Source organism: Lysinibacillus odysseyi 34hs-1 = NBRC 100172, assembly GCF_001591965.1.
Classification (GTDB): Bacteria; Bacillota; Bacilli; order Bacillales_A; family Planococcaceae; genus Lysinibacillus_B; species Lysinibacillus_B odysseyi.
The window spans coordinates 167,167-193,840 of sequence record NZ_BCVX01000009.1 but is presented as its reverse complement, the minus strand read 5'-3'; the positions used below and the strand labels follow the sequence as shown (position 1 = coordinate 193,840).

The 26,674-nt window shown below is 39.0% G+C and carries 28 protein-coding genes; 10 read left to right on the top strand and 18 right to left on the bottom strand.

Annotated features, from left to right (window positions below):
* Positions 1 to 19 precede the first annotated feature (19 nt).
* Positions 20 to 778: an MBL fold metallo-hydrolase gene (locus BOD01S_RS15710; RefSeq protein ID WP_036156481.1), complete on the top strand. Its 759-nt coding sequence runs from the start codon at positions 20 to 22 to the stop codon at positions 776 to 778.
* Positions 779 to 969: 191 nt separating this feature from the next.
* Here BOD01S_RS15710 and BOD01S_RS15705 read toward each other — a convergent pair whose 3' ends face one another.
* The gene (locus BOD01S_RS15705; protein ID WP_036156479.1) at positions 970 to 1,857 is read right to left on the bottom strand and encodes a LysR family transcriptional regulator; all 888 of its coding nucleotides are present in this window, start codon (positions 1,855 to 1,857) and stop codon (positions 970 to 972) included.
* Positions 1,858 to 2,029: 172 nt separating this feature from the next.
* Between BOD01S_RS15705 and BOD01S_RS15700 the strand changes: the two genes are divergently transcribed.
* Both BOD01S_RS15700 and BOD01S_RS15695 read left to right on the top strand, forming a co-directional pair.
* Positions 2,030 to 2,776 (top strand): acetoacetate decarboxylase, encoded by a 747-nt coding sequence (locus BOD01S_RS15700; RefSeq protein ID WP_036156477.1) that lies wholly within the window; start codon positions 2,030 to 2,032, stop codon positions 2,774 to 2,776.
* A 13-nt stretch (positions 2,777 to 2,789) separates the two neighbouring features.
* Positions 2,790 to 3,818: a ketopantoate reductase family protein gene (locus tag BOD01S_RS15695; protein ID WP_036156475.1), complete on the top strand. Its 1,029-nt coding sequence runs from the start codon at positions 2,790 to 2,792 to the stop codon at positions 3,816 to 3,818.
* 217 nt (positions 3,819 to 4,035) lie between these two features.
* Here BOD01S_RS15695 and BOD01S_RS15690 read toward each other — a convergent pair whose 3' ends face one another.
* From BOD01S_RS15690 to BOD01S_RS15680, 3 genes are all read right to left on the bottom strand, one after another.
* The gene (locus BOD01S_RS15690) at positions 4,036 to 4,521 is read right to left on the bottom strand and encodes a hypothetical protein (protein WP_036156473.1); all 486 of its coding nucleotides are present in this window, start codon (positions 4,519 to 4,521) and stop codon (positions 4,036 to 4,038) included.
* 361 nt (positions 4,522 to 4,882) lie between these two features.
* Entirely contained in the window at positions 4,883 to 5,632 is a 750-nt protein-coding gene (locus tag BOD01S_RS15685) for a class I SAM-dependent methyltransferase (protein ID WP_036156471.1), read from the bottom strand.
* 22 nt (positions 5,633 to 5,654) lie between these two features.
* The gene (locus tag BOD01S_RS15680; RefSeq protein WP_036156469.1) at positions 5,655 to 6,425 is read right to left on the bottom strand and encodes a GNAT family N-acetyltransferase; all 771 of its coding nucleotides are present in this window, start codon (positions 6,423 to 6,425) and stop codon (positions 5,655 to 5,657) included.
* Between the two features lie 330 nt (positions 6,426 to 6,755).
* Here BOD01S_RS15680 and BOD01S_RS15675 point away from each other — a divergent pair, with 330 nt between their 5' ends.
* Positions 6,756 to 7,364 carry a cupin domain-containing protein gene (locus tag BOD01S_RS15675; RefSeq protein WP_036156467.1) on the top strand — a complete coding sequence of 203 codons (609 nt, stop codon included), beginning with the start codon at positions 6,756 to 6,758 and terminating at the stop codon, positions 7,362 to 7,364.
* A 102-nt stretch (positions 7,365 to 7,466) separates the two neighbouring features.
* Here the strand turns inward: BOD01S_RS15675 and BOD01S_RS15670 are convergent, their stop codons facing one another.
* The 3 genes from BOD01S_RS15670 to BOD01S_RS15660 form a co-directional block, all read right to left on the bottom strand.
* The gene (locus BOD01S_RS15670; RefSeq protein WP_036156465.1) at positions 7,467 to 7,700 is read right to left on the bottom strand and encodes a hypothetical protein; all 234 of its coding nucleotides are present in this window, start codon (positions 7,698 to 7,700) and stop codon (positions 7,467 to 7,469) included.
* Between the two features lie 136 nt (positions 7,701 to 7,836).
* Positions 7,837 to 8,274: a cell wall hydrolase gene (locus BOD01S_RS15665; protein ID WP_036156462.1), complete on the bottom strand. Its 438-nt coding sequence runs from the start codon at positions 8,272 to 8,274 to the stop codon at positions 7,837 to 7,839.
* Positions 8,275 to 8,491: 217 nt separating this feature from the next.
* Positions 8,492 to 8,764, bottom strand: coding sequence for a hypothetical protein (locus tag BOD01S_RS15660; protein WP_036156460.1), 273 nt, complete (start codon positions 8,762 to 8,764; stop codon positions 8,492 to 8,494).
* A 402-nt stretch (positions 8,765 to 9,166) separates the two neighbouring features.
* Between BOD01S_RS15660 and BOD01S_RS22660 the strand changes: the two genes are divergently transcribed.
* Positions 9,167 to 9,286, top strand: coding sequence for a YjcZ family sporulation protein (locus tag BOD01S_RS22660; RefSeq protein ID WP_081978017.1), 120 nt, complete (start codon positions 9,167 to 9,169; stop codon positions 9,284 to 9,286).
* A 369-nt stretch (positions 9,287 to 9,655) separates the two neighbouring features.
* On the opposite strand, the gene BOD01S_RS15655 is transcribed toward BOD01S_RS22660, so the two are convergent.
* The 3 genes from BOD01S_RS15655 to BOD01S_RS15645 form a co-directional block, all read right to left on the bottom strand.
* A complete protein-coding gene (locus tag BOD01S_RS15655; protein WP_036156458.1) occupies positions 9,656 to 10,288 on the bottom strand; it encodes a LysE family transporter in 633 nt (210 codons plus the stop codon).
* 162 nt (positions 10,289 to 10,450) lie between these two features.
* The gene (locus tag BOD01S_RS15650) at positions 10,451 to 13,660 is read right to left on the bottom strand and encodes a DEAD/DEAH box helicase (RefSeq protein ID WP_036156456.1); all 3,210 of its coding nucleotides are present in this window, start codon (positions 13,658 to 13,660) and stop codon (positions 10,451 to 10,453) included.
* Positions 13,661 to 13,847: 187 nt separating this feature from the next.
* Positions 13,848 to 15,020: an MDR family MFS transporter gene (locus tag BOD01S_RS15645; protein WP_036156454.1), complete on the bottom strand. Its 1,173-nt coding sequence runs from the start codon at positions 15,018 to 15,020 to the stop codon at positions 13,848 to 13,850.
* Between the two features lie 215 nt (positions 15,021 to 15,235).
* On the opposite strand from BOD01S_RS15645, the gene BOD01S_RS23565 reads away from it, so the two are divergent.
* Positions 15,236 to 15,409 carry a hypothetical protein gene (locus BOD01S_RS23565; protein ID WP_218016441.1) on the top strand — a complete coding sequence of 58 codons (174 nt, stop codon included), beginning with the start codon at positions 15,236 to 15,238 and terminating at the stop codon, positions 15,407 to 15,409.
* A gap of 92 nt (positions 15,410 to 15,501) precedes the next feature.
* Here the strand turns inward: BOD01S_RS23565 and BOD01S_RS15640 are convergent, their stop codons facing one another.
* The 4 genes from BOD01S_RS15640 to hmpA form a co-directional block, all read right to left on the bottom strand.
* Positions 15,502 to 16,047, bottom strand: coding sequence for a DUF1697 domain-containing protein (locus tag BOD01S_RS15640; RefSeq protein ID WP_036156451.1), 546 nt, complete (start codon positions 16,045 to 16,047; stop codon positions 15,502 to 15,504).
* 229 nt (positions 16,048 to 16,276) lie between these two features.
* A complete protein-coding gene (locus tag BOD01S_RS15635; RefSeq protein WP_036156449.1) occupies positions 16,277 to 16,606 on the bottom strand; it encodes a CHY zinc finger protein in 330 nt (109 codons plus the stop codon).
* A 37-nt stretch (positions 16,607 to 16,643) separates the two neighbouring features.
* Entirely contained in the window at positions 16,644 to 17,228 is a 585-nt protein-coding gene (locus BOD01S_RS15630) for a biotin transporter BioY (RefSeq protein ID WP_036156448.1), read from the bottom strand.
* 195 nt (positions 17,229 to 17,423) lie between these two features.
* Complete coding sequence (gene hmpA / locus BOD01S_RS15625; protein ID WP_036156446.1) at positions 17,424 to 18,647, bottom strand: NO-inducible flavohemoprotein; 1,224 nt, start codon at positions 18,645 to 18,647, stop codon at positions 17,424 to 17,426.
* A 316-nt stretch (positions 18,648 to 18,963) separates the two neighbouring features.
* On the opposite strand from hmpA, the gene BOD01S_RS15620 reads away from it, so the two are divergent.
* Positions 18,964 to 20,670 carry a hypothetical protein gene (locus BOD01S_RS15620; protein WP_036156444.1) on the top strand — a complete coding sequence of 569 codons (1,707 nt, stop codon included), beginning with the start codon at positions 18,964 to 18,966 and terminating at the stop codon, positions 20,668 to 20,670.
* Positions 20,671 to 20,856: 186 nt separating this feature from the next.
* Here BOD01S_RS15620 and BOD01S_RS15615 read toward each other — a convergent pair whose 3' ends face one another.
* Together BOD01S_RS15615 and BOD01S_RS15610 are read right to left on the bottom strand one after the other, a co-directional pair.
* Complete coding sequence (locus BOD01S_RS15615; protein WP_036156442.1) at positions 20,857 to 21,618, bottom strand: hypothetical protein; 762 nt, start codon at positions 21,616 to 21,618, stop codon at positions 20,857 to 20,859.
* A 346-nt stretch (positions 21,619 to 21,964) separates the two neighbouring features.
* Entirely contained in the window at positions 21,965 to 23,149 is a 1,185-nt protein-coding gene (locus tag BOD01S_RS15610; RefSeq protein WP_036156440.1) for an MFS transporter, read from the bottom strand.
* Between the two features lie 109 nt (positions 23,150 to 23,258).
* Between BOD01S_RS15610 and BOD01S_RS15605 the strand changes: the two genes are divergently transcribed.
* Positions 23,259 to 23,642, top strand: coding sequence for a winged helix-turn-helix transcriptional regulator (locus BOD01S_RS15605; protein WP_036156438.1), 384 nt, complete (start codon positions 23,259 to 23,261; stop codon positions 23,640 to 23,642).
* 57 nt (positions 23,643 to 23,699) lie between these two features.
* Here the strand turns inward: BOD01S_RS15605 and BOD01S_RS15600 are convergent, their stop codons facing one another.
* A complete protein-coding gene (locus tag BOD01S_RS15600) occupies positions 23,700 to 24,542 on the bottom strand; it encodes an aldo/keto reductase (protein WP_036156436.1) in 843 nt (280 codons plus the stop codon).
* Between the two features lie 360 nt (positions 24,543 to 24,902).
* Between BOD01S_RS15600 and BOD01S_RS15595 the strand changes: the two genes are divergently transcribed.
* Together BOD01S_RS15595 and BOD01S_RS15590 are read left to right on the top strand one after the other, a co-directional pair.
* On the top strand, positions 24,903 to 25,589 hold the full coding sequence (locus BOD01S_RS15595; RefSeq protein WP_036156434.1) for a YjjG family noncanonical pyrimidine nucleotidase: 687 nt from the start codon (positions 24,903 to 24,905) through the stop codon (positions 25,587 to 25,589).
* Positions 25,590 to 26,000: 411 nt separating this feature from the next.
* Positions 26,001 to 26,222, top strand: coding sequence for a DUF3923 family protein (locus BOD01S_RS15590; protein ID WP_036156432.1), 222 nt, complete (start codon positions 26,001 to 26,003; stop codon positions 26,220 to 26,222).
* Positions 26,223 to 26,456: 234 nt separating this feature from the next.
* On the opposite strand, the gene BOD01S_RS15585 is transcribed toward BOD01S_RS15590, so the two are convergent.
* Positions 26,457 to 26,666 carry a hypothetical protein gene (locus tag BOD01S_RS15585; RefSeq protein ID WP_036156430.1) on the bottom strand — a complete coding sequence of 70 codons (210 nt, stop codon included), beginning with the start codon at positions 26,664 to 26,666 and terminating at the stop codon, positions 26,457 to 26,459.
* Positions 26,667 to 26,674 lie beyond the last annotated feature (8 nt).

Below are 26,674 nucleotides of genomic sequence, written 5' to 3'. Positions count from 1 at the left end.
AAAAGAAGGAGTTTTACTTATGAAAATTGAACAAATCCGCAATGCGACATTACTTGTAGAATATGCAGACAAGAAATTTTTAGTCGATCCATTTTTAGCAGAAAAAGGAACATACCCACCTTTCCCAAACTCTGTACGTCAGGATCAAAACAACCCATTAGTAGACTTACCAAAATCAATTGAAGAAATTATAGATGTAGATGCAGTCATAGTGACACACCTTCACCTAGACCATTGGGATGAGGCAGCAAAAGAAGCGCTCCCAAAGGATATTAAACTCTTTGTACAAAACGACAAAGATGAAGAAGTTATAAAAGAGGCCGGCTTTACGAATGTAGAGGTATTAACCGAAGAAACTTCCTGGCAAAACATCCGGCTAATCAAAACGAAGGGTGAACACGGCCGAGGAGAAATTTTAAAAATTGCCGGAGACGTATGTGGCGTAGTATTTAAACATGAAGGTGAAAAGACTCTTTACATCGCGGGTGATACAGTATGGTATGAAGGCGTAGAAGAAACACTTCGTCAATTCCACCCTGAAATCATTGTCGTCAATGCCGGCGACAACCAATTTTTGGAGGGAGGCTCTCTCGTGATGGGCGTGGCAGATGTTTACGAAGTGCATAAAGCGGCACCAACCGCGACAATTATTGCCAGCCATATGGAAGCCGTTAACCACTGGACACTATCACGCGAGGAATTACGAAACTTTATTAATGAAAAAGAAATCTCCAGTAAGGTCCTCGTACCAAATGACGGCGACACCTACTCATTTTAACCATGCCCTCTGATCAATTGGAGCTCACCGTATTGTAGTGAGCTCCTCTTTGTTTAAAAAAAACTGAACCTGTAAAATAAAGTTTGTTTATTTTACAGAAAGACTGATAAAATCCTGTGTACCTTCCAGAATTTTTTATTGTACAATCGGCAATGACGCTGGATACATGATGAGCGAACAACGGTATCCCTTTATTTAGCCTTGAACATTTCATTGTTATCTTTATAGTATGAAATAATAAAGTCACGGAAATTTTCTACCGGATCAGATAATAATTTATGCTTGTTCCAAGATAGGCTGACCGGATATGTAGCAGAAGTATCCGTAACTTTTATATAATTTACCCCTAAATTTTCGCAAACCGACACAGGAAGCAAAGCTACCCCCTGGTCAAGCTTTATAATCTCAACCAGTAAATTAGAATCTACTTCAAATGCAATATTCGGAGTAAAGCCGGCCTTTTCACAAAGCATGTTTGTAAAATCACTATACTCCTTATTATTAGCAAGCGTAATAAATGCTTCGTCGGCAACTTGGCTTAATGAAATTTCCGTTTTCCCCGTCAATCTGTGGGTCGACGGTAGGACAAGTACGATATCTTCATTTACAAGCACACAACTCTCTACCTCTTCATCCTGAATAGGATGGCCGGCTATCCCTAAATCAATGTCCCCTTTTTTTAAACTTGCCATTATTTCGCTTTTAGCTCCGATTGCTTGAAGAATTTTTGAGTGAGGAAAGCTGTTAATATATCCGCTGATTAGTCCTGTAAGGAATCTCGGGTTGGAAATGGATATTCTGATCGTGTTAGAAATTTGGTGTTTCTCCGATTGAATCTCCATTTGTGCATTTTCAATCTCCGTAAAAATTCTATTTACGTGCTTCAAAAGGATATTTCCCGCCGAGTTCAATTGAATATTTCTGCCTTTCCTTTCAAATAGAGCTGTCCCCAATTCATCCTCAAGTCTTTTAATCGTCAGACTTAAAGAGGGCTGGGCAATATTCAATTGTTTAGCTGCGTTAGAAATGTGCTCGGTATAGGCAACGGTCTGAAAGTATTTCAGCTGAAGCAATTCCATTTATTCTCCACCCCACTTATTTATTTAGATAAATATATACATACCTTATTATGTATTAGATTAAATGTAAATACAGCTGTAAAATAATCACATAAGACGCAGGGGAAAGGACAGACTAACAAGCGAAGTGATTAGTGCAAATTCTTAAGTAAATAAAGGAAGGTGTTATTCTATGAAAATTGATATAAATAACATAGCAAAAAATTTAACTACCCCATTAACAGCACCTGCTTATCCTATGCCGCCTTATAAATTTATTAACCGTGAATATCTTAACATTATTTACCGAACGGACGAGAAAGCTTTACGGGAGGCAGTGCCGGAACCTCTTGAAATTACTGAACCACTCGTTAAATTCGAGGTGATGTGGATGCCCGATGTTTCCGGGCTTGGTGCTTATACAGAGGCAGGACAAGTAATCCCTGTGCGTTTTAACGGGGAAGAGGGAGACTATGTTCACTCTATGTATGTAGATAACTTCCCGGCAATTGCAAGCGGACGTGAACTTACCGCTTACCCTAAAAAAATGGGTGAGCCTAAGCTATATGTAGATTCCGATGCCCTAGTTGGCACATTGGATTATGGCAGTCTTCGTGTGGCGACTGCAACGATGGGATATAAACATATCGAAATGGACAAGGAAAAAGCGAAAGAAGAAATTTGCCGCCCTACTTTTATGATGAAAATTGCAACTGATTATACAGGTGAATTAAGAATTTGTGATTTAGTCCGAACACAAATAACTAATATTGAAGTAAAAGGGGCATGGACAGGTCCTGCCCGCCTTCAATTGTTCGAGCATGCATTGGCACCTCTAGCAGATCTGCCTGTGCTGGAAGTCGTTTCAGCATCTCATATTCTTACGGATTTGACGTTAAATGCTGCGCACCCTGTATATAACTATTTAGAGGAAAAATAAGGAGGATTTTAACATGAGAATTGCCGTTTTAGGAGCAGGTTCTTTAGGAACTATCGTTGGAGCATATCTTGCTGCCGGTGGAATGAATGTCGAATTGATCGATACTTACGAGGCACATGTTGAGGCTTTAAATCAAACAGGTGCTAAAGTCGTCGGTACAACGGATTTTCAGGCAAAGGTAAAAGCGATTACCCCTGAAAACAAGTCAGGAAAATACGATTTAGTTTTACTTCTAACTAAACAATTATATAACGACTCCATCCTTCAGGAGTTACTTCCATTTTTAACGGACGATAGTGTAGTTTGTTCCTTGCAAAATGGGATTCCCGAAAAAAACGTTGCTTCAATTGTAGGGGCAGAACGGGTTATTGCAGGCTCAGTTGAATTCGGCGCTACGTTTATCGAACCAGGCGTATCCAGCCTTACAACCGAGTATACGCAATTTAAAAAGTATGCTTTTCAAATTGGGGAATTAAACGGGGAAACGACGGAAAGAATCCAGCGCATTAAATCGGTTTTAGACCTTGTAGGAGGAACACATATTTCCGACAATTTAGTAGGAACGAAATGGTCAAAACTGCTTATCAATAATGCGTTCAGTGGTTTATCCGCAGCATTAAACGGAGAATACGGCGACATTCTTGACAGCGAAATCGGTATCCGCAGTGCCGTTTATATCGCCGATGAGACAATCAAGGTCGGACATGCAAATGGTGTCAAATTTGCTGAAATGATCGGATTTGATATCGCCTCCCTTGAGTTAAAAGATCAAAAGGATGTTCCTGAACGGATTCAAACATTACGTGTAATTATGGAGCCTTCACGGCTGCTAAAAGCAAGTATGCTCCAGGATCTTGAAAAAGGCCGTAAAACTGAGATTGACTACATTAATGGAGTTGTCCCTAAAATGGCGGAAGGTACAGGCATTGCAACACCTTTTAATGATCTGGTTGTAAAATTAGTGAAATCCGCCGAGGATTCTCAAACTGTTCCTGATTTCAATGTTAATATAAAAGCCTTTGAAGAGTTATTAAATAGTTAAAAAACAAGAGAAAGGGATTGCTGCGGCAATCCCTTTCATATTAATTAAACAAGGTAGCCTGTGTATAATAACGGGTTCGATTGATGGGGAGAAATATATTTAAAGTAATGTAAATAACAAACCAATTAGCATACAATTCAACATTAAGTTAGCATTGTAAATGGCAACCAAAAATGCTCAGTATTTTAAACTGAGCGTTTTTTCGCCTAATTTGTGCTTAATTTTCTAGATGTTCGATTTGTATTAATCCATCTTCGCCTTTTTCAACGACTAACCATACTACAATTTCACCATTCTGCCATTGGGATAAATCAATAGTCATTTCTTTGTTATTTATGGCTTGCACCTTTTGAATTTCACTTAAGGACAAATCCCCTTGTGTAATTTTAATCCACACTTCCCCTTTATCAAATTTTCCATTTATTCTCAAAATATCGGCTGTTTCAATAGTAAATTCCTGTACACCAGTACCGTTCATGTAATCAAACTCAGTTGTCCAAACGTTTTCATTTAAACTACTTTCGTAATTTCTAGCTTCACCGCATGTCCCGTTATTGTCTTCACCAGTTACGTATCCATCCACCCCTGTATATTCAGCACCGATCTTCTCTTTATCAACTTCAATCATGTTGATGATACGTGAACAACCTGCAAGTGACATAACTAAAAGTAACAAACATACAAGAAAAATTGTTTTTTTCATTTCCGCTCCCCCTTTCAACAATGCATACTTTCGTTAAATTGCCCCGTTAGTTTAAAAATAAGATGTTACATCTATAATTTTTAACAACATAAATTTACAAGTAATCTTTCGTAAAAAAAACAATTGAGGATTAAGTGAACAATTCACAACAGTTTTAGCATTAAATTAGCAAGACCTCATAAATTTATGTGGTCTTGCTAATTATGTTGCAAATTGATTTGTTAAAGACACTCCTTAAAGGATATAAACATTGATGCAACAGCAAAAAATGAAGGGCGAATTAGTTTGCTAATTGCACTTCCAAAACCATTATTATTTGCGATTTTCTCCATTTGTTCCGAACCTGTTATGTGTATAACCCTTATTCCTTTTTCGTCGCTTTAATAATAAAAGTTGCGGGTACCAGCTCTGCCTTCTGTGTCGAATACCACTTCAACGGGTCTACAGACGTCTCATCCGGCAGCACGACATCATCTATCACTTTTTCAATGATAAAGCCGGCATTAATTAACGCATTTATATATGTACTCAGCTTTCGATGATAGGTCACAACCTCACTGTGCCATGCTTCATTTAATTCCGGTCCCTCTTTGACATAAGATTTGTTTAAAATGAAAGATTCATTTTGATAGGTTAACCGATCATGAATTGGATGTTCCCAGCTGAAAATGAATGTGCCGCCCGGCTTCAGATAGTTTTGGATATTCGATAGCGTCTGGTCTAGCTCAATCGTCCATCCAAGCGCATAAATGGAATATACAATGTCAAAATAATTATCCGGCAATCCAGGATTCTCTTCCATAGGCGATTCAATGAGTTTGACTAAACCCGCCTGATTGCCTAGCACGTTAGTCGCCGTGTCAATCTGCTTTTTGGACAGGTCAATACCCCACAGCTCAGCAGCTCCGTTATCTCCCATATATTGCAATGAATGCCCGCTGCCGCATCCTATATCAAGCACTCGTTTTCCGGCAATCTCACCGAATAGGCAAAGCTCATCTTCCTTCTTAGAAAACGGGCCATACTCCGGAAGCGCCGTTCGGCCGAAAAAGCGCTCTGCTGCTTTTTCCCATCCTTTCTTATTGATCGTTAACATTTGATTCGTATCCATCATCCCATCCCCTTTTTATTAGTTAAAATTGCTGCTCTTCCCCTAATAGTGTTCCTACTAATCTATCGAATTTGTTTGGGCTCATTATTTCATGCGTGATAAATTTTCCGTTATAAAATACCCCAAACGTTGTCCATATTAAAGGTGAATTTTGCGCCTGTTCTCTCGTCGTTATTTTACAGGCTTTGAAAGGAATCTTTTTATTCGCCGCTACTTCTTTTAGTTCTTCTACTATTCCGACAGCATACGGACATTGCGCTGTATAATAAATACAAATTCCTTGATCAATCGGATAAACAGCTGCCTGTTGCTTAAAAGAAGGTTGCGGAGCATGTTTATTCCATTTTAAAGCAACCAGCTGAAAATAAGGGCCTGCTTCGTCTACTACATCAAAACCCATATATTCAAAGAAGCGTCTATCACTTAGATACGGGTAATTTTTCTTTCCTACAATATGTACGATTCCATCCATCCCAAGTTTGACTGCCTCATCTTTACAATGTTCCAGCAATTGCTTCGCATATCCCTTATTTTTGTATTTACCTGAAACCCATAAACAATTAATATACATATAATTCGAAGCATGGATTGACACCCATGCCAAATCAGCAGGTATATATTCTATAAACACTTTCGCCCGCTCATTTAAACGATAAAAGACCAATCCTTCTTCCATTCTTTCTGTCAGCCATTGTTTTTTCTCTCTTACGGCACTCTCATACTGTTTTGTTCCTAGCGCACAGCATATATGCTCAGTTCCGATATTGCTTTTTGTAATTTGAACAAAGCTCATTTCTTCCCCTCCCTACTAGGTAATTTATTGCCTTTCCAAAAATCGGAGAAATACCCTTTTCCTATTTATAACATCATTAATCATCTCTAAGTTCCCTTAAATGGAAATACATAGATAAATATATGTTACCATTTAATGTACGCTCACTAGTCTATTAAATTGCTTATAGTAAATTATATTGAAAATTGCTGGGACAGCTCTGGTCTTATGACTTCTTTCTTGGCCGTCTGCTCATGTTTAAAGTGAGTTAGGCGATTAACCACTTCCCGATAAAACTACTACATATTCTGGGCTAATAATGGTCATTCATTTTGTGAGGAGGAAGCAATTATTACTTCGAATCCCGATTACACTTCACCGGCCGCCCAGTTTACATTTGATGTTAACAAAAGCCCTTTTTTACAAAAGGATCCGCAAAACAAAATCAATGTTTTAGGTGTTGAACAGCTCAATACTTTAGAAAATATTTCTCTACTCGATATTTATTTAAGCAAAAATAATGTAATAGAACCTCATTATCACCAAAATGCCGCTGAATTAGTTTACTGTATTTCTGGTGCTGCTACTGTATCCATTCTCAATCCGTTTACCAAAAATATTCAAAGCTATTGCATTACACCCGGCCAGGTCGCCAATGTACCAAAAGGCTGGTGGCATTACGAGGTTGCTGCTATGGACAACACGCATTTACTGGCTATTTTTGATGCCTCCACCCCTGAGGTGATTCTAGGATCAGACATTTTAAAGTTCACCCCAGCCCATATTATAGCTCACACTTACGGCATAAACGAAAACCTATGGAAAAAAGCGACAGCACCTATCACACCATCATTATTTATCGGTCCGCCTGTACACGATAGAACCCAGCATCACTATCATCCTTTTATTCATCCATATCAAAACTCTATGCCCCTTTACACGTATCCTTCCTATTATTGAATAATTGATATAAGACTATATAGAACAAAGTAATTTATATAAAGACGATAGAAATCGCAATACAGGCATCACGCCCGATTGCGATTTTTTCTACACGCAGAGTTATTTTCCGCCAGGCTGTTCATTCCGTTCGAGATTGATCATACCCGGGAAGCGGTTAAGATGAGATTTGCTGCTTTCTGTGACGACTTTTTGATTCAGCTCGTCCATTGGTATATCATCAACCGTTTGCATATCTTCGTGTAAATCGTAAATGCTAATTTCAGCCGTTTCTAAAAGACTCAGCCGCTCCTGATAGGACATCTCTTTATACGGCCGCCGTTTTTTTTCCTCCATCCATTATCCCTCCTTTTATAGGAATAGCATGTGGAATAAAGGAAAGGTTATAACTAAAAAAGACGATTACTAAACGATGTGACTCGTTCAATAATCGTTTTCCTCAGGAGAACCGTTTAGCACTATTTCAAACGGCTCAAGAATAAACACTTGCACACGTTCCAGCTGCTGGCTCATAGAAACAATGGTCTTTGAATTGGCCGGTAAACGGCTGTCCGTACCATGTTGGAGGACATGGGGCATATGGATTAAAGTACCAGAGGGCATACCTTGCTGGATGTTGTCTCCAATAATCCAACACTTGTTTTGCTAATCGCTTTTCTGTAGGTCTTGCCCTTTCATAGAACAAATTACCCTTTTGAACCGCTTCAAAGGAGTAATTTCCCCCTTGTACTTGATAAATAACTTGCTGTATCGTCCTAACATCTTTAAAATCCAAACAATCTGCTACAGCTCGGTTCACAATGACATTGCCGACATACAACATCCCTTGCTGCCCTTCTCCTTCTGCTTCTGCCCGCATCATCCTCGCCACTAAAGCTATATCTGAATCCCGGTATTTGACTCTTGCCATTTTTTCACCTCAAAATATAATATGAAAAAAGCCGCCATTGGTGTCTGGAGGAAATTCACGTGAAGGTAGAAAAAGTGTCAACGATATGTACAGATGGAAATAGGGATGAATCTCTTGGAAAAACACTATTAACAAAGAAGGTAAAAATAGTAGAGAATCGTTACTATTCTCAAGAGATTCAATCGATAAAAATTTGACGCGGAGCGAAATAGGAAAGCTATATATTAAGTGTTTTTTTAATTTTTTTAACTTCCTTTGTTAAATAATTCAGCTGCTGGTTAATTCCCTGCAAATCAATATTGCCTCCACCGTTAACCGGCTGCTGGGCTTCCTGCTGAGCTTCCTGTAAAGCTAGAACAGCCGCCACTGTCGTAATTCCATCACCAAGCGTGGCGATTAAACTGCCTATTACCGCAAGCGCAGCTGCCTGGCTCACCGGGTTACTGTCCTGAGCTGCCTCATTACTTCTCTTTCGGTTGTTATTTTGCATTGCCATAGCCTCCAAAATATCGATACTATCATTATATGAAGAGTTAAGAAAGGATAAATAGGAGAACACCTAGCAAGAAACATTTTTATTTCATTTAACTCACTGTTACTGGACGTTGCTTTTTATTATTAGTTATCAATTATTACAAATGCTCAGCCTTTGTTCCTCCTCTTCCTTTTTATATATCCTCTTTAAAATTTCATGAGAAAGCCAATTTCCTTAGCAACAAAATATAATGTTCCAGTTGGTTAAATATTATCCTTAATAACTTATCCTTATTTTCTATCCAATTAACGCTTCTTTATAAATTTATATAATAAAAATTACTTTAAAAATCCGCACTTGTCTCTTTTTACTTGAGATAAAGTTCATAAGATAGTGTTAGAAAGGCGGTGAATTTTTATGTCTAACTATGGTGGCGGAAGCTATGGTAATAGCGGCAGCGGATTTGCTTTAATCGTTGTACTATTTATCCTTCTAATTATTGTTGGCGCAGTATTCGTAAATGGTTCTTCCTACTAATTTCAACATTTCCAGCCTATTTTGACCCTTCACCTCAAAATAGCCCATATTTAACACCTTGCCTTCCAAAATACCAGATACCGAGCTACATTAGCAGAAATCTTAATGAAAACACTTCAACAATTCCCGAAAAGGAATTTGAAGTGTTTTTCGTTATTAGCCTCCAATTAAAATCTTGCTAGATGTAGCTCTCAAAATGGAAAAAGCATTCAACATTTTCAGAGGGGAGTAAACAGCTACCTGCTGGCTATGATATGGCATTAGTTCCGTCCCTCATCTCAACAACACACGATAATAAAAAAGCCATCTATCCGAAAAAGTCGATGATAGATGGCTTTCTGAATGGAGAATCTATTTGTTAATAACTGGTTATATATATGCTTGAATATCTATGAAGAAATTATATAAGAAATAACAACCGAATCCGAATAATAAAGCACCTGCAATGATGGATGTCCATTTAATCATTTGACGGTTCATCATCTTTCTTGTAATGGAGACAATTGTTAAAAGCCCAACATCATGCAGTAAAATCCCCGTTAAAATACCTAAAGATACAATAATAAAATGAGCTGATCCATCTGCTGAATAAGAATCCGCTAATACTGCACCAAAAACTGAAACCCAAAACACTAAATTTCCTGGAGAAACAGCTACCAATACACCATTTCGATAGGTCTTGCCAAGTGATTTATTTACTTTGTTGCCTGCTAATGTGATATCTTTGTCCGCATTCTTAATGGAATCATAAGCAAGTAGAAATAAAAAAATCGCACCGATCACCCATAAAGGCATCTGGATATAAGGGAGTGCTAAAAATTGGGCCAGCCCCAAATACAGTGCTAATATTAACAACACATCAATCGTCATACCGCCAATTCCTACTGCCCAGCCATGCATAAAACCATTTTTCAACCCTTGTTTTGTCATTTCCACTGTAATTGCTCCAACTGGCATAGCGATAGCTAACCCTACCAGTATATATGCAAAATACAAACTCATAACAACACTTCTTTCAATGCATATCCTTTCGTCTTTCCTCCGTTTATAGGAATTATTATACATTAATAGGAATAAAAATTCTATCATCCAAGTTATTTTTAAGCATTATGATAACAGTAAAATGGCAGCTGCAAGTAAGCAGCTGCCTATTTTTCTGTAAGGTTATATCATCAAAATTTCCCGAATATCCTCTTCTGTTAAAGTACTTGGCACTCTATCTTCAAATTCGAGAATATCTGTAATAAGGTCTCTCTTTTTCTCCTGAAGCTCATTCATTTTTTCTTCTATCGTACCATGTGCAATAAGCTTAATAATTTGGACTGTATTTTTTTGGCCCATCCGGTGGGCCCTGCCCGCGGCTTGTTCCTCTACCGCTGGATTCCACCAGAGATCATATAAAATGACCGTGTCGGCCCCCGTTAAATTGAGTCCTGTCCCGCCAGCTTTTAATGAAATCAAAAATACATCCCGCTCGCCCTCATTGAATCGAGTACATAGTTCTACCCGTTCTTCAGAAGGTGTGCTGCCATCAAGATAAAAATAGGTATGGCCCTGCCTCGTCATCTCCCGTCCAATGAGCTCAAGCATCTTCGTAAACTGGGAGAAAATGAGGACTCTCCTTCCGGAAATCCTGGATTCCTCCAGAATTTGCAACAGCTGCTCAAATTTTGCCGAGCTTCCCGTATAGCCGTCCACAAACAGACCCGGATGACAGCAGATTTGGCGCAATCTCGTAAGACCCGCTAAAATACGAATACGGTTTTTCCGAAAGCTTTCTTTATCAAGATGCTTTAATGTATCATATTGAAGTTTTGCCAGGAATGCTGCATATAGCTCCTTTTGCTCCGGAAGCAGCTCTGAAAATACAATCGCTTCACTTTTTCTTGGCAGCTCCATCAGTACGTCTTCCTTTAATCGGCGAAGCAAAAATGGACGAACCCTTCGTGAAATAGCTTTTCTTGTTAAGTGACTGTACTCCTCCAGCCCCCTGAATAGCTGCGGGAATACAACATGATAAATGGACCAGAGTTCTTCCTGGCTGTTTTCTACCGGGGTACCCGTCAAACCAAAGCGGTTGGCGGCTTTTATCTTTTTTACCGCTCGTGCTGTTTGGGTCATCGGATTTTTAAATGCCTGTGCTTCATCAAAAAACACCGTGTGGAACGTTTGCTTTTCGTACCACGAAAGATCCTGGCGAAGCAATGGATACGATGTGATAATAACATCAATTCCCATAAGGTCCCGCTGGATTTCCTTTCGCACCGCCTGACTTCCATCGATAACAAGTGCCTGTATTTCCGGGGCAAAGGACATTATTTCCTGCAGCCAATTGTATGTCAGTGAAGATGGACATACAATGAGTGCAGGCTGCCTAGAAGCCCGAATAGCTGCTAATTCCGAAACGATAAATGCAATGCTCTGTACCGTTTTCCCAAGTCCCATATCATCAGCTAATACCCCGCCAAAGCCATAGCTTGCCAGTGTCTTCATCCATTTAAATCCTTGTGTTTGGTAATCTCTTAATACCTCTTTTAAACTTTCGGGGACTTCAAAATCCTGGTTCTCTGGATGGCGTAATTGATCGAGAAACTGGCGGAATGATTCCTCCGGGTCAAACACGTCACTTTCCTCCAGCAGTTCGAGGAATTTCAGGCTTTCTATTATCGGCATATCCAAAGTGGTCATATAATGATCCTCCTGTACCGGTCCCGCCTGCAAAAAGCGCTGAATTTCTTCCATTTCTCTCGTTTCAAGTGACAACAGGGAGTCATTCGGCAGACGATAATATTTTTGCTTTATCTCAAGCGCCTGTAAAATCTCCTTTATTTGGTCATCTGAAATACCATCCATTTTAAATGTGAATTCCAGCCAATTTGTTCGTTCCTTCTTTACTTTTACAACAATTTTAGGAAAGGTGCTTTTTTTGATAAGCCGGTGACGAACAGCCGTTGTCGCATAAATTTGCACAAGTGGCTGCAGTTCCTGAATGACATGATACAAAAAGTTATATTCCAGCTCTTCATTCTGCATAAAATAACCGCCGTCTGTTTTCGTAAAGCCGCTCTGCTCCATGATCTCCAAGATTTCCCGTTCTTTTTGATAGTCTCTTATGATCATCGGCCCGGCTTGATATTCCACATTTTCAAGCGGCTGAATGATAACATGCTCATATTGAAATTCCAGCCCTGCCAAAAGCCTATTCCTCAGACGGTCCAGGTACAGCTTTGCTACAAGCGGGGTTTTTACCATTTTCCCTGTCATCTGCTTTGACAGCTCAACCCGCCCAATCTTTCTCAACTCTGGCACTACCTTGTTCAGGAATAGCTGCAGCTGAGCATGAGGGATTGGCACATAATTCATATCAGGTGGTGCAAGCATTTCTAGCAGCTCCATAAGCCGCTCGCAGTCCTCTTCATTCAGCTGAAACACATTGCCATCATCTACTAAAACATTGTAAGCAGGAAGAATGAGCATCCGCTCTAAGCCTTTAACCGTTAACCGGGACTCTCCATCCACTTCTTCCACATAAAAATGTAATGGCGGTATACCCACCATAAACTGTAATCGCTGTGCTGCTTGGCCGTTCTGTTCTATCCATATGTTTGGCAATCCGGCAAGTAACGGAGCAAGCACTCCCCATGCAGATGGAGGAAGAAGCAGCATATCTGTTTGGACTGCAGCTTTTATATCGTTCGGAATTGCTTCTAACAAAGCCATCTCATCCTGGGCAATCCGGCTCAGCTCGTATAGTACCGCGTCCACTTCATTAACAAAACAGTGCTCGGCAGGGTCAAAGGTGAAAGCGGAAAATAAGGTGCATGGCCTTCCCAGCTTTACATGCTGAAGAAACATATGAATAGGTGAAATTTTTGTTTGGCCGATGGAAATTTCCATACCAAACAGGCGCTGCCCTTTTTCAGAGAGATAAGGTTTAAGTGAAAACTTGACGTCAAGTACTTGTCTCTTTTCGAAATGGAGCTGATGCCGGCTTTTTCGTCCTCGCCGTTCCTGAAAAAGTGACAGAATTCCTGCTGGCATTTCTTCCTCACCCAATTGCCTGGACGATTTAGCAGTTGAATGATTTCTTTGCTGTTTTTGTTCCTGGATGGCGAGTAAAACCGCCGCGACATGCTGACAGCTTTTATTGAAATCTCCCAGAGCCGGACAGCTGCAGGATGTCTGTATACGGCCGGATATTTCTTTTTCGATAGTGACCTGAAAATCCTCTGCCCCTTTCACAGTAGCAGTACATCGATTCCTACTGTAGCCGGTAATGGTTACTTTGTTCGCCCGGTAATAAGCTTCCCCTCTTTTGAAGGAGGCGGTACCGCACATTTCTTTTATAATTTTCTGCGTGATTTTCATGTCCATGTATGCGCTCCTTCTTTGTACTTTTCTTTTTTCATCCTGCATTAACAGGTGATATCATACAAAATAAAATTTATTAATTCTAGTCAAAAAATCCCCTCTAAGTAGAGTGTATCATCATTCGCAAAGGAATGGTTTTTACACTGCCTACATAAAGGGGACTTCTTTATATTAGTTTGACTTCTGTCTTTTACGCTAATCGCAGTGCTTGACGGTAAATAATAATACTGCTCAGCATCAGCAGCGCAATGACAGCATACATCCAATCCATCGCAGCAATCAGCAGCCAGCCGCCTAAAACAGGACCGATGAAGCCGCCTATATTTTTCAGCTGAGAAGCGCCTAAATAAATCCCTTTTTGGTCGCTTGGGGCGATTTCCTCTATGACTGCATTCATTGTTGGGAAGCAAAAAATCTCGCCGACCGAGAAGATAATCATACTCACGATAAACATCCACCCATTTTCCGATATACCAAACAACAATAGCCCCGCCGCAAATATGGTAATACCGATCTTAAGAGACGTATAGATATTCGCCTTTTCAATCATGATCGTAAGTGGAAGCTGCAGGGTGAGGACAGTGATCGAATTCGCTACAATAGCATATGAAAATAACTTTACGCCATTCTCTACTTTTATATCAATCAGCTGCGGCAGTGTAGAATCAAACTGTGAATAGCCGATTGAAATTAAAATCCCAGCCATAATAAAGTAAAACAGCTTGCGGTCATGGGCAACCGCACTAAAAATAGCCATCACTTTATGTCCCCCGCTTAATTGCTGCTGCTTCGATCCATAACGGTTTAGAACAATTAGTAAAAACAATCCGTACATCGCATACATCGTTGCTGTAATAATGAACGGGACGGAAGCACTGGACATACTGGCAATCCAAACACCAAGTAGTGGCCCAATGACTGCTGCAATATTGATTGCCGTGTAGCGGACAGAAAACAGTCTTCGTTTTTTGCTGTCCTCGGTAAAATCAATCATTAATGCCTGTGTGCCCGGCTCAAAAAATGAGCGGCACAAGCCGTTTAACGCATTCAGCACGACAAAAAAGGCAGCACTCGGTGCAAACGCAAAGCCCAAAAATGTGAAACTCCAAACAAAAACAGTTGTAATGATTACATATTTTCTTTCGAAGCGGTCCGTCAAATAACCGCCAATCAGCCCGCCGAATGTCGAAAATAACGGGGCTACTCCTAACGTCATCCCGATTAGGAGCGGAGAAGCATGCAGTTCATTATGTAAATACAGCGCTAAAAACGGCATCGCCATAAAGCTTGCTGTTCTAGCAAAAATAGTACCGCATAAAATAATCCAAACAAGCGGATGAAAATATAGAAATATCGATCTCATAATCTGCCTTTCCTACAAAGTGATACGAAATATTATATAGTAATAACAACCAATTGGAAATATTCGTTATATTAAAAAAGAATGATGATCTTGCCTTCTCAGCCAGCTTGTACGGGAGCTGCGGACAATTGACATAATAGGAACGAGGCCTTCCCGTGTTAAGAGGGGATTTTTTTTGATGAAAGAGGAGCATATCGATGAGCTGGTAGCATGCCATGAATGAAAAGATAATAAATGAGGGACTACTATATGTTAACGGAATGTCGGGGCATATATTTCAGGCATTGTTCGCAGTACTGAAAAATACAGCCGATCTTATGAGGCTGCTGAACAAATCAGGAAAATATGCAATCGATCGCTGTTGTTATACCCGAAAGACCACTTTGTAAAATGTATATAATAACTATCATAGTAAAGGTAATGTATCTATTTACTACATTACCTCTCAAAGTCCGAAAATTATACTGCTGCCCTCGACCGGCTAACCCGGTTGATTTTGCATGATTTCATAGATTTTACGGGCGGTGTTAACATTTCTGACCGTCACTTGTTTGTATAACTTCGTTCCAATTATCTTTGTCATCCCGCTTTTTGTAACATTTTTCTTATCAATGGACCATAAAATTGCGCCTGGCACATATTTCACCGTATCAATAGCCGGTTTGATGACTAAATGCTCAAGTACAGATTCCTCATCAATTTCATCCCATAAAAACATGACATCACTTTTCATGTCCTGGTCATTCTTCCATGTATCGGGAATGGCATGAATGACTCCCCTGATATCCTCTATACTTCGAACCATTACTTTAATATGCAGCTCGAAATCTTGACATATCGCCTCTTCCAACATATGCGACAGTTCAGTTTTCGTCAGTCCATTGCAGGAAAAAATAATGTTGCCTGTATTGATATATGTCACTACATTATGCAGTCCGGCCCGTTCAAATGTTTGTTTAAGCAGCTTCATATCCATTTTATTTTTTCCGCCTACATTAATTCCCCGAAGAAGAGCGATATACACCATAGCTATCTTCCTTTCGTCTTTTTACTCATTAACTTTAAGACATTATAATCACTGGTTGACAGTGAAGGTTTCCAGCCAAACAATTTATTTAGCCCAGTTGTTCTTTCCCTGTCTTTTCATTTCGAGATGCCATGAAATAAATCCTTTTTTCACAAACTGATAATATAGGAGACCAATAGACAAAAAAGCCCGCTACTATTATAAGTAACGGACCTCGGCCTCTTAACGCCTACACTTCAAAATACAGATGCTTATGCAGGCTGCAGCCTGCATTGAATGCGCTTTTGCAGGATGGGCACGATGCGTTGCAAGCCAGATATTCATTAATCGTAAGCTCGTACCCGCATGCTCCGCATAAAATGGCTTTTTGGTGAAACTCATTCTTCGGCCACACCTGTGGATGACTGCACCCTTTTTCTTCATGGCAAGAGTGGCAGGGATAATATGTATCACAGCAGTAAAATTTAATGGCAATCCGGTCAATTTCTGTGTGATAGTGCGAACAGCGTGTTTCTTGATCGATATTGCTACCTTTTATTTCATGACCATGAAGAAGCATTTTACTCTCCCCTTGTTTCCTGCAGCGATGCACCATATCATTTTCCATACTTTTGTACAATCGGCTTAAGACGATAGCCGAAAACGCCGGCAAAAACAGCCAGAATAATATCCTTCGGCATCGGCACAACCATCCATGCCCAAGCCATTTTATAAGTAAAGCCTGACGGTGCTGCGAACCATAGCTTATAGGCTGCGTACATCCAATTCGTTCCGATTACATAGTTGAGTGCAGTTCCGACCAGCGCAGCGATCACAAAGCCTTTTGTCGTCGGGAATTTCCGAGCGATCTCTCCAACAACGTAGGCAACGATAGGATACGAAAGGATAAAGCCGAAAGTAGGCATAGCAAGTGAATCAATTCCACCTGAAAATTGCGAGAATACCGGCAGACCAACCAACCCGATAAAAGCATAAAATAGCATAGCTACTGCTCCTGTACGGCTGCCTAATACGATTCCCGCCAGTATGGCAAAGAAAGTTTGCAGCGTGATTGGTACTCCACCAATCACCAAGAAAGAGGAAATATTAGCACCGATCATCATCAGTACAGCGAACATCGCAATTTGAACCATTTGTAAGGTTCTTGAATGATTTGTTGTTCTGGCAGCTGTTGTGGACATCCTATACCTCCTGTAAATCAATATTAGAGATAGTATAGTTAATCTCTTTTTATGTGTCAACCTACTATTCATCTAAGTTAACAAAAATCTTTTAATGTTAGGTTAACAATAAAAAATAATTTTCGGCAGATTTTCACCAAAAAAGGACCCGCCCAGAAAGTAACCACTTTCCAGAAAAGCCCCGGACACTTTGCATTATTCCTCGTCTAAAATGGCAATAGGGTTAAATGCTTCATAATGGATATGATCCTTTGGTACACGCCATTCGGTTAACATATTATTGACCGTCTCCATAAATGGTATCGGCCCGCAAAAGTAAAATTGTGCTTCTTCTTTAGCTGATACAGCCCCTTGTAAAAAGGCTAGATCAATCCGTCCCTCTTTATCATAATTCTGTGCGTGCCGGTCTGCCTCTGTTGGACTGTCATAAACAATCAATGATTTAACATGATTGTTGGCAGCGTCCAATTGTTTTACATGCTCCCTAAACGCATGCTCATTGCTATTAGCTGCAGCATGGATAAACGTAACTTGACGATCTGGACCATTTTCCACGATAGCATTCAGCATACTTATTAACGGTGTTACACCGATTCCCCCGCTGATCAGTACAACAGGCGCATTTGACTTATCGAGCGTAAAATCTCCGGCAGGAGCAGAGAAATCCAGCTTATCCCCAACGTTCAGGTCCGACGCTAAATAATTTGATACTATGCCGTTTGGTGCTGCTCCCCGCCCTTCTTCACGCTTGACACTGACCCGGTAATACCCTTTGCCGGGAGCTTCCGACAAGCTGTAGTGCCGTATATGCTTATACTGCTCGCCAGGAACTTCTGCCCATAATGTTATATATTGCCCTGGCTCATAGGAGGCAATAGGCCCTCCATCTGTCGGCTTTAAATAATAGGAAGTTACGCTATTTGTTTCCTTTTGCTTCTTCTCAACTGTAAAGCTCCTGAAACCTTCCCAGCCGCCGGGAGCATTTTTTGCTTCTTCATACAATTCCTTTTCAATACTAATAAAAGCATCGGCGATATACCCGTAGGCTTTTCCCCAAGCCTCTAATATTTCATCTGTAGCGGAATCACCTAAAACGTCCTTTACTGCTTCCAGTAACGTTTCACCTACTACCGGATACTGCTCGGCAACAACACCAATCGCACGATGTTTCTCGGTAATTCTTCTAATCACAGGCGCCAATGCATCTAAATTCGTAATATGCTCACCTGCTGCATAAACCGAATAAGCCAATGCCTCTTGCTGGATACCTCTCTTTTGGTTCGTTTGGTTGAATAAATTGTACAAATCAGGAGCTTTTGAAAATAAGAGACTGTAAAAACGTTTACCAATCTCAGCACTGTGCTCCTTTAATACCGGGGCTGTAGATTGAACAAGCTGGATGGTTTTTTCATCTAACAATATGTCGTCCTCCTCAAATTTTCATCATTACATCCCTAATTTGCCCAAGGACTGGAAAATTAAACTTGTACATTGGAGGTACACTTTTAAATAGCCCTACGATTAAATGCTTTGTTGTGGATCGGCAGCCTAGAAAGAAAGGAGAACGAAAGATTCTCAAAAATTCAAAAGGGAATCGCAATAAATATTAGTAAAATTAACCTTTCAAATTAGATTGTTATGTATAATCATGTAATAAATGCGCATTTCCGTTCAATACTGATGCACTCTCTTAAGAGTTTTTTATACAATAAATTGTTACACCGGAGGGATCGGATTGCTTAACAGAAAAAAATGGAGCATAATTTTATGTTTTTTGGCCGTCCTAGTCGCCGTGATTATATGTTTAGCAAAAACAACAAATGACCATTTACCTGCACCAAACGAGACAACAGAAACAACTGTAAATGAACAAGATAAAAAAAGAGGTCCGCAAGAGAAAATTACGGTGCCTTTGCCAAACGCTGTACAATTAAATGTGGAAGCTGATGGGTTATTTTTGCATGAAACTAAAAGTTCGGCTGAAATGCATATCCGCTCTACAGATCAAACAACGATCTATGAATTATTAGAAGACAAGAAAAGCATGGGTTTTGTAAAAGTCACAGTTCGGGAAATCGACAACGGGGATTTTTTCATTTTCACTCAATTAGAAAACAAAAGCGATAAAAACTACAGCGTTTCGATATCCTATCGTATCGATGGAAATGTGCATTATGATTTAACGGATTTCGAACGGGAGAAAATTAATCATGAGCATGATCATGTATTTGGTGTAGACCCAACTACACATCCTATAGGTCTTCTAAAAGTAACAGAGCATGAAAACTTTGTTACGAATATGATGTTGAGCCGAAATTATGTATCTAAAGAATTACGTTATGAATATGAGGACGGTGACAAGAGTATAGTGCGCGAGTTAACGAGTGAAAATAAAAACCTGGAACTAAACCGAGACAAAAAAGCCCTCACTATAACTCTACCTCTTTCTTCATCAGGAAAAGACTTATCAGAAAATTGGATGTTAGTGTCACAGAAGCCTTTATTTAAAAACAAAGAAACGCTCGATGAATGGATTGAACAAAGTATCAAGCAATATAAAGCGACAAATAAATGGTATACAGCTGAAGGCCCCTACACAAAACTCCCATGGTCTATTGAACCTGAAACAAAAATGGGGTATGGCCGAAACCTCGTAAGAGTTCAAGATCAAGAGGCGTTAACCCATTACGAAGCTACAAAAGAGCGTTATTTTTACGACTTGATGATAAATTCCGTTGCCAATTTATTTATTTTTCAAGGGGATAGAAATGGTTTATGGGAAACAGAGTATACAAGTACATGGTTGAAAAAGAATTATGGCATTAAAGCTCCATACGTCGACACGAGACATAATGAAAAAATTGCATTATTCCTAAAACAAACAGGGGACCTGCTTGATATCAAAGAGCTTAAACATGCGAATATTATGTATGCGGACTTTTTAGTTGATCAAGTAAAAAACGGGAATATCATTGAAGTGTCAGGAGGCGGCTATCTCATAACCGACTATTACTCCCCTCACCAGATAAAGAAGACACATGTGTCCTTAAATCATGCATTAGGGGAAATGAACCTTTTATTAGAAACTTACAAGCAAACAAAAGAGGCATCTTATTTAGAAACAGCAAAGAATATGAAGCGAGGCATTGAAAACATCGGAGAAAAATGGCTAAGGGACAATGGGGATGTATGGTATCAAGTAAACGGTGACTTCTCTTTTGAAGGCACAGATTATCCTATTTTAACATTAGAAGATTTAATGAACTCCCAGCAGGCTTTGGAAGCTGTTGGAGAAAAAAGAAGCGAGCTATTTGACAAGCTGATTCGCTCAAAGGCTGCCTATCTTACAGAAAGCAAACAGGAGATCCCTCGGTCAGTAGCTAATAACCTCATTAAACAAGGGTTTGGGGAGATTATAGAAGGCTACAGCACTGGATACTAATCAATTCAACACTACCATTGATTATCAAGGATATTTCAGTAAAACTAAATAAAAAAGAGAGATTCCCCTATTAAAAGATATGATACAACCTTTTATTTAAACGGAATCTCTCTGAAACGAAAAGGTCACGCTGCATGATCACGCTTCTTCTTCCTGCTTGTGCATGACGCTAAAATTTCTAATCTATCAATTATCTTCAATCGGCTTTAATAAATTTACCGGAACCCAAGTAAATGGAACATTGTTTATTTCTGAGCTTACATATAGATAACCATTAATTTCGGTACCTAACGATGACAAAACAGTTCCCTTTTTATGCATTGTTTCAGATTTAGCACCATCTAATGGAATGATTTTCCCACCTGTATCTTTTGTTAACTCATAAAGTACATCTTTTTCTCTCGATATTGTCTCAGCGATTTTAAGATCTGTACCCGAAAATGGAATACAAAATTCGTACGACCCATCGGTAGTGGCATCGCAAGCACTCAGCAGCTGGCCGTTGTTTGTATCCTTGAAAAAAATACTCCAAAATCCAGCTTTAAAGTACCACCCATAACCATATTGTCCCTTACCGTAAATACCGTCCCGATTAATATTTATATAAGTTGGATCTTGATAGAAGGATGAACGAATTTTTATTGGTACTTCTTTGAAAACTACCAAATCCGTTGCTTGTACCCGGTATTGCCCCATCTGATAAAATGTTTTGCCATCATATTTTTCAATATCATACGTTCTGAAGAAATTATTCCGTTTGACCACTAGCGAATCAAACGTACCGTTTGGATTTTTCTTGTAGACCTTAATATCTTTTTTAAAGGTCATTTTTCCGGTCTGTCCTTTTACAACTTCTGCTCCATCATACATCACTTTTGCTTCCGATTTTTCCGGACCTACTATCGCTAATACAAATACAGCGAGTAACAGCGCAAATATTTTTTTCATCATTTTTCCTCCTGTCCATTTTATTTTAAACACAGTTCTCCATAATTATATATTAACAGAGTTAATGGAACTTTAAATCCAACTTTGGGAATAGTAGTAATAGTTATCTCACTTAAAGAAAATTAACTTTCCGTTAAAATCTATAGAGGAAAATGCAAATACTCCATTTTGAAAAATGATTAATCAAAATGGAGTATTTATCTTATCTAAATATGTGACTCTTATAAACTAGTCTGGTTTTTTTCTAAAAGTGCTACTCTATAATCGTGTTCGTTTGTAGAATAAGAAAAAATTATTCATTATGGTACAGGTTCTACCTATTTTTTAAAGAGGTAAAGAACACTCGCTATTTTTTCTTTTGATCGAAAAGCAGCCATAGTAGCGTAACAACTGCTGCAAGTATAACCATTAAGAATCCGTAAAAAGGTGTATGTGCTAATGATTGATGGCGAATAATAAAACCGCCAATATAGGATCCTAAAAATATACCAATGTTGAAAGCAGAAATATTTAATGCAGAAGCCATAGAAATAGCTGATGGTACATATTTTTCAGATAGAATAACCGCATACAGCTGCAATCCCGGGACATTCATAAACATAAACAGCCCCATGATCAGTACCATGACTAACCCGATAATTGGCGATTCTAGAGTAAAGTTAATGCCAAGCAATGCCAGGGCAAGTCCGACAAAAATAATAAAGATCGAACGAAGCGGTTTTTGATTAGCAAAATGGCCGCCCAGTGTATTACCAATAGCAACACAAATACCATAGACAACTAGAATAATGACAACAGCATGAGGTGAATACCCCATATATTGCTCTAAAATGGGTGAGACATACGTGTACACAACGAAGGCACCACCATACCCGATCGCGGTAATGAATAGGATTAATAACATGCGGATATTGCTTAGTACTTTGCCGATATCACGTATAGAGATTGGATTGCCTTTCGATAATTGGCCGGGTACTAACATCGCATTACTGATTAATCCGATAACCCCAATGATAACAATAAAGATGAAAGACATACGCCAGTCCATTACTTGTCCAATAAATGTACCAAGCGGGACACCTGTGACAGTTGCCAATGTTAACCCTGTAAACATAAAGGCAATAGCACTTGCACGTTTATTCGGTTCCACTACATCGGCCGCAATGACAGAAGCGATGGACATAAACACACCGTGGGCCAATGCAGAAATAATACGGCCTATTAATAAAATGGGGAAGTTAGGTGCTATAGCTGCTGTTAAATTTCCAATTATAAAAATAGTCATGACGAGCAATAAAACGGTTTTCCGGCTGAGGCGGGATGTTAAAGCTGTTAATAATGGAGCCCCTACTGTGACGCCGAGGGCATATATAGAAACGGTTAAGCCAGCAGTGCTTACTGATATACCAAAGTCATCTGTAATTAATGGTAAAAGTCCGACACTGATAAACTCTGTAGACCCTATCCCAAATGCACTGATCGCAAGCGCCAGTAACGTCAATTTAGCACTTGGCTTTTTTGATTGTGACATACTATTAATATCTCCTTTGATTTTTATTATAATGTGTAGTAATATTTATACATACCTTTAAGATACGTAGAGTACTTTTAGTTACTATTGAATACTACGGGGGATTACAATGCAAAAAATTTATAATATTGGTGTAGAAGCTACACTTGAAGTCATTGGTGGTAAGTGGAAACCGGTCATTCTTTGTCATTTAAACCATCATGGTAAAATACGGACAAATGAGTTTCGACGATTAATTCCGGGAATTTCACAAAAGATGCTTACAAGTCAATTAAGAGAGTTAGAGCAAGCTGGATTAATCAATCGAAAGGTCTTCAATCAAGTACCGCCGAAAGTTGAATATTCCTTAACCCCGTACGGACAAGAAATGGAACCTATTTTGAACATGCTTTGCACGTGGGGCGAAAAGCACGTTGAAGTATTACAGGATAAAGGCGAAGATGTCATTTTAAAACAACGTGATGATGATATTGCTATGCAGCAAACATCGTAATGAGGAGAGAAAGAGACTGTCGAACAGAAGACAGTCTCTTTTCCTCTTTAATACCTATTAAACAAAATCGTATTCGTCCGGATTTGGTCCAACACGTTGTTCAAGATTCATCGCATTGATCATAGCCATTTCTTCGTCTGTTAAATTAAAGTCAAAGACATCAGCGTTTTGCATCATGCGTTCTCTACGCACAGATTTAGGAATAGTGATCACTCCATTTTGTACATCCCAGCGTAAAATAACTTGAGCATTTGACTTTCCGTACTTTGCTGCGATTTTTGAAATAGTTTCATCTTCTAAAAGTCCGCCTTGCATTAAAGGTGCCCATGCTTCAAGCTGAATTTGGTGCTTGTCACAGAATGAACGAAGCTCCACTTGCTGTAAACGAGGGTGGAATTCTACTTGGTTCACAACCGGTTTAATACGAGCAAATGATAATAAGTTTTCCAAGTGTGCTACAGTGAAGTTACATACTCCGATTGCTTTGATCTTGCCTTGTTCATATAGATCTTCAAGAGCTTTCCAAGACTCGGCATACTTATCTTTGCCTGGCCAGTGAATAAGGTAAAGATCCAAATACTCAAGACCTAATTTTTGAAGGCTTTCTTCATAGGCAGCGATTGTTTCATCATAGCTTAATCCGTCATTCCATACTTTAGATGTAATAAACAGATCTTCACGACGTAAACCAGTAGATGCTAACGCTTGTTTAATACCTTCCCCTACGCCGGCTTCATTGCCGTAAATAGCAGCAGTATCAATGCTGCGATAGCCTACCTCGATGGCGTTTTTAACCATCTCTGCAGTGGCATCGTTCTCAACCTGGAAAACACCTAAACCCATACCAGGCATTTTCAGACCGTTATTTAATGTGATTGTATCTTGTAAATGATTAATCATTTTTATTCCTCCAATTGTTTGTTTTCCTGATTCCTTCTTCATTATGATGTCCCGAAAGAATAAAAAAAAGTACGTACATTTTTGTTTCATAGTAACGTGAAGGTAACTTTTGTGAGCTGGCAATGAATGGGGAGAGAAAGTTTTTTTAATATATTCTTTGTTTTTTATAATGGTCGTCATTTCTTCAACCATCTTTTTCATGAACTTTAATGGCTTCTGTATTAAAACTTTTGTTTTTTATTATGGGGCTTCTACATATTTGCGCCCTATTCTTGAATAAACAATATATGTGTGGGAAGATTTATAGGAAACTGTTAATGTTTAAGCATAAGTAACAGAATAAAAAAGCAGGAGAAGATAATGAAGAATTACGATATTATCCTTTTTGATGTAGATGACACACTTTTTGATTTTGCTAAATCGGAGCAGCAAGCTTTTCATAAAATATTTGGCAAATATAATTTATCTAATAGCTTAAAGCTATATGAAAAGAGTTACCGAGAAATCAGTAACGTATTATGGAGAGATTTAGAGGGCGGAAAAATTGACCTTGCTGAACTGGGTTCTGAACGGTTTAGAAGATTATTTTTAGAGTACGGACTTGATATTGACGGAGCTGTATTCAATCAAGAGTACTTAAGTTTTCTTGGAGAACAAGTACACCTAGTTGAAGGAGTAGAACAAGTCATTTCACATCTCTCGCATAAAAGATTGGCAATTATTACGAACGGCTATACTGCTGTACAAACATCCAGAATTAATAACTCCCCGTTAAATGGCCTATTTGAACATATGATCATCTCCGAATCCACTGGTTTTCAAAAACCACAAACGGGAATTTTTGATGTTGCTTTTCGTAAACTGCAGCTTACGGATAAATCAAACGTACTAATGGTAGGTGACTCATTGACTTCTGATATTCAAGGTGGAATGAACTACGGTATTGATACATGCTGGTTCAACCCTAAATACCGGGAAAATAATACATCTATAAAACCTACTTATGAAATTAATACATTTGAAAGCCTTTTGGAAATTGTAAAATAAGTGCATTACCTCTTAAATGTGAGCCTTCAGAAACAACTCTCCCCTCATATGTCCAAAGATTTGTATCTAGGTGCTGTCGGAAAGAATTCTCTTCTTATTTTCCCCTCCCAGCAATTAAACATCTGAGCATTAAATATGAACCGAGCCATAATAAAAAGCAAACAGTGATTACTTCTACCCCCTCAATCATTTTGAGGATGGATAGAAGGCTGATTGGAAGTTGCTGAGAAAATGATGAAACAGTTGGAGTTATCCAAAGCTAAAAGCACACGGCAAATAAAAGCTGTCCACTTTTCTACTAATTAATCAGTCTTAAGACTGAGGAGTATCACCACCCCGAGCCGGGTTACCTATAAAAGGTAAAAATGATACAATAACTCCATAAATGCAAAATGGAAAGAGGTTATTTATTTGGGTATAAAATTATGGTGGGCTATTAATATTGCATGGGTATTTATTTTTGGTGCTCTAGCGGTATTTATCGGTGTAAGAACTATTGATGGGGCTGGCGCGGTTCAAACGCCGGAAATTAAAATGATAACACTTGGTATTTTAGGAATCGCATTTATATTTGTAGCACTAGTTCAATTGATTTTTCTTTACTTTGTCAAAAAAGCTCAAAAAACAATGTAGCGGAAAGATTATCTTCATTTACAATGGAATCTTTGTTATTTCTGTAAGTCACTTAAATAAGTGGCTTTTTTATATGTATTTTAAGGTTCAATACTTTACAAAACTCCCGGATTCTAAAAATCCTTTTTAGATAAAAAATTGTAGAAGCTTTTCATTCGTTTTCTAACGGACTTCCAAAAAAAGCATTCCCCCCTACTATTAAAGGATTGGCAGCACTTTTCAGTTGGTTCAAACTTATTCTATTTGTTCCTTGCTATGTATCAGGAGGGGTTCATCCTCAACATCCTCGGGATATAACGCCCTATAACGTTCTTTTTCCAGCACTTCTTTAGGCGGTCTATTATCAAAGTTTTTGTGAAATAAAACGTCTAATAGCTTTATACGTTCTTCATTTTCCATTTCATCCATAGCTTTTAATAGTTCATCAGCAGTCATAATTGTCATCAGCACCT

Excerpts from the sequence above, each read along its gene's own strand:
- BOD01S_RS15710 (WP_036156481.1), top strand. The coding sequence starts at position 20 with ATGAAAATTGAACAAATCCGCAATGCGACATTACTTGTAGAATATGCA.
- BOD01S_RS15705 (WP_036156479.1), bottom strand. The coding sequence starts at position 1,857 with ATGGAATTGCTTCAGCTGAAATACTTTCAGACCGTTGCCTATACCGAG.
- BOD01S_RS15700 (WP_036156477.1), top strand. The coding sequence starts at position 2,030 with ATGAAAATTGATATAAATAACATAGCAAAAAATTTAACTACCCCATTA.
- BOD01S_RS15695 (WP_036156475.1), top strand. The coding sequence starts at position 2,790 with ATGAGAATTGCCGTTTTAGGAGCAGGTTCTTTAGGAACTATCGTTGGA.
- BOD01S_RS15690 (WP_036156473.1), bottom strand. The coding sequence starts at position 4,521 with ATGAAAAAAACAATTTTTCTTGTATGTTTGTTACTTTTAGTTATGTCA.
- BOD01S_RS15685 (WP_036156471.1), bottom strand. The coding sequence starts at position 5,632 with ATGGATACGAATCAAATGTTAACGATCAATAAGAAAGGATGGGAAAAA.
- BOD01S_RS15680 (WP_036156469.1), bottom strand. The coding sequence starts at position 6,425 with ATGAGCTTTGTTCAAATTACAAAAAGCAATATCGGAACTGAGCATATA.
- BOD01S_RS15670 (WP_036156465.1), bottom strand. The coding sequence starts at position 7,700 with ATGGAGGAAAAAAAACGGCGGCCGTATAAAGAGATGTCCTATCAGGAG.
- BOD01S_RS15665 (WP_036156462.1), bottom strand. The coding sequence starts at position 8,274 with ATGGCAAGAGTCAAATACCGGGATTCAGATATAGCTTTAGTGGCGAGG.
- BOD01S_RS15660 (WP_036156460.1), bottom strand. The coding sequence starts at position 8,764 with ATGCAAAATAACAACCGAAAGAGAAGTAATGAGGCAGCTCAGGACAGT.
- BOD01S_RS22660 (WP_081978017.1), top strand. The coding sequence starts at position 9,167 with ATGTCTAACTATGGTGGCGGAAGCTATGGTAATAGCGGCAGCGGATTT.
- BOD01S_RS15655 (WP_036156458.1), bottom strand. The coding sequence starts at position 10,288 with ATGAGTTTGTATTTTGCATATATACTGGTAGGGTTAGCTATCGCTATG.
- BOD01S_RS15650 (WP_036156456.1), bottom strand. The coding sequence starts at position 13,660 with ATGGACATGAAAATCACGCAGAAAATTATAAAAGAAATGTGCGGTACC.
- BOD01S_RS15645 (WP_036156454.1), bottom strand. The coding sequence starts at position 15,020 with ATGAGATCGATATTTCTATATTTTCATCCGCTTGTTTGGATTATTTTA.
- BOD01S_RS23565 (WP_218016441.1), top strand. The coding sequence starts at position 15,236 with ATGAATGAAAAGATAATAAATGAGGGACTACTATATGTTAACGGAATG.
- BOD01S_RS15640 (WP_036156451.1), bottom strand. The coding sequence starts at position 16,047 with ATGGTGTATATCGCTCTTCTTCGGGGAATTAATGTAGGCGGAAAAAAT.
- BOD01S_RS15635 (WP_036156449.1), bottom strand. The coding sequence starts at position 16,606 with ATGCTTCTTCATGGTCATGAAATAAAAGGTAGCAATATCGATCAAGAA.
- BOD01S_RS15630 (WP_036156448.1), bottom strand. The coding sequence starts at position 17,228 with ATGTCCACAACAGCTGCCAGAACAACAAATCATTCAAGAACCTTACAA.
- BOD01S_RS15615 (WP_036156442.1), bottom strand. The coding sequence starts at position 21,618 with ATGAAAAAAATATTTGCGCTGTTACTCGCTGTATTTGTATTAGCGATA.
- BOD01S_RS15610 (WP_036156440.1), bottom strand. The coding sequence starts at position 23,149 with ATGTCACAATCAAAAAAGCCAAGTGCTAAATTGACGTTACTGGCGCTT.
- BOD01S_RS15605 (WP_036156438.1), top strand. The coding sequence starts at position 23,259 with ATGCAAAAAATTTATAATATTGGTGTAGAAGCTACACTTGAAGTCATT.
- BOD01S_RS15600 (WP_036156436.1), bottom strand. The coding sequence starts at position 24,542 with ATGATTAATCATTTACAAGATACAATCACATTAAATAACGGTCTGAAA.
- BOD01S_RS15595 (WP_036156434.1), top strand. The coding sequence starts at position 24,903 with ATGAAGAATTACGATATTATCCTTTTTGATGTAGATGACACACTTTTT.
- BOD01S_RS15585 (WP_036156430.1), bottom strand. The coding sequence starts at position 26,666 with ATGACAATTATGACTGCTGATGAACTATTAAAAGCTATGGATGAAATG.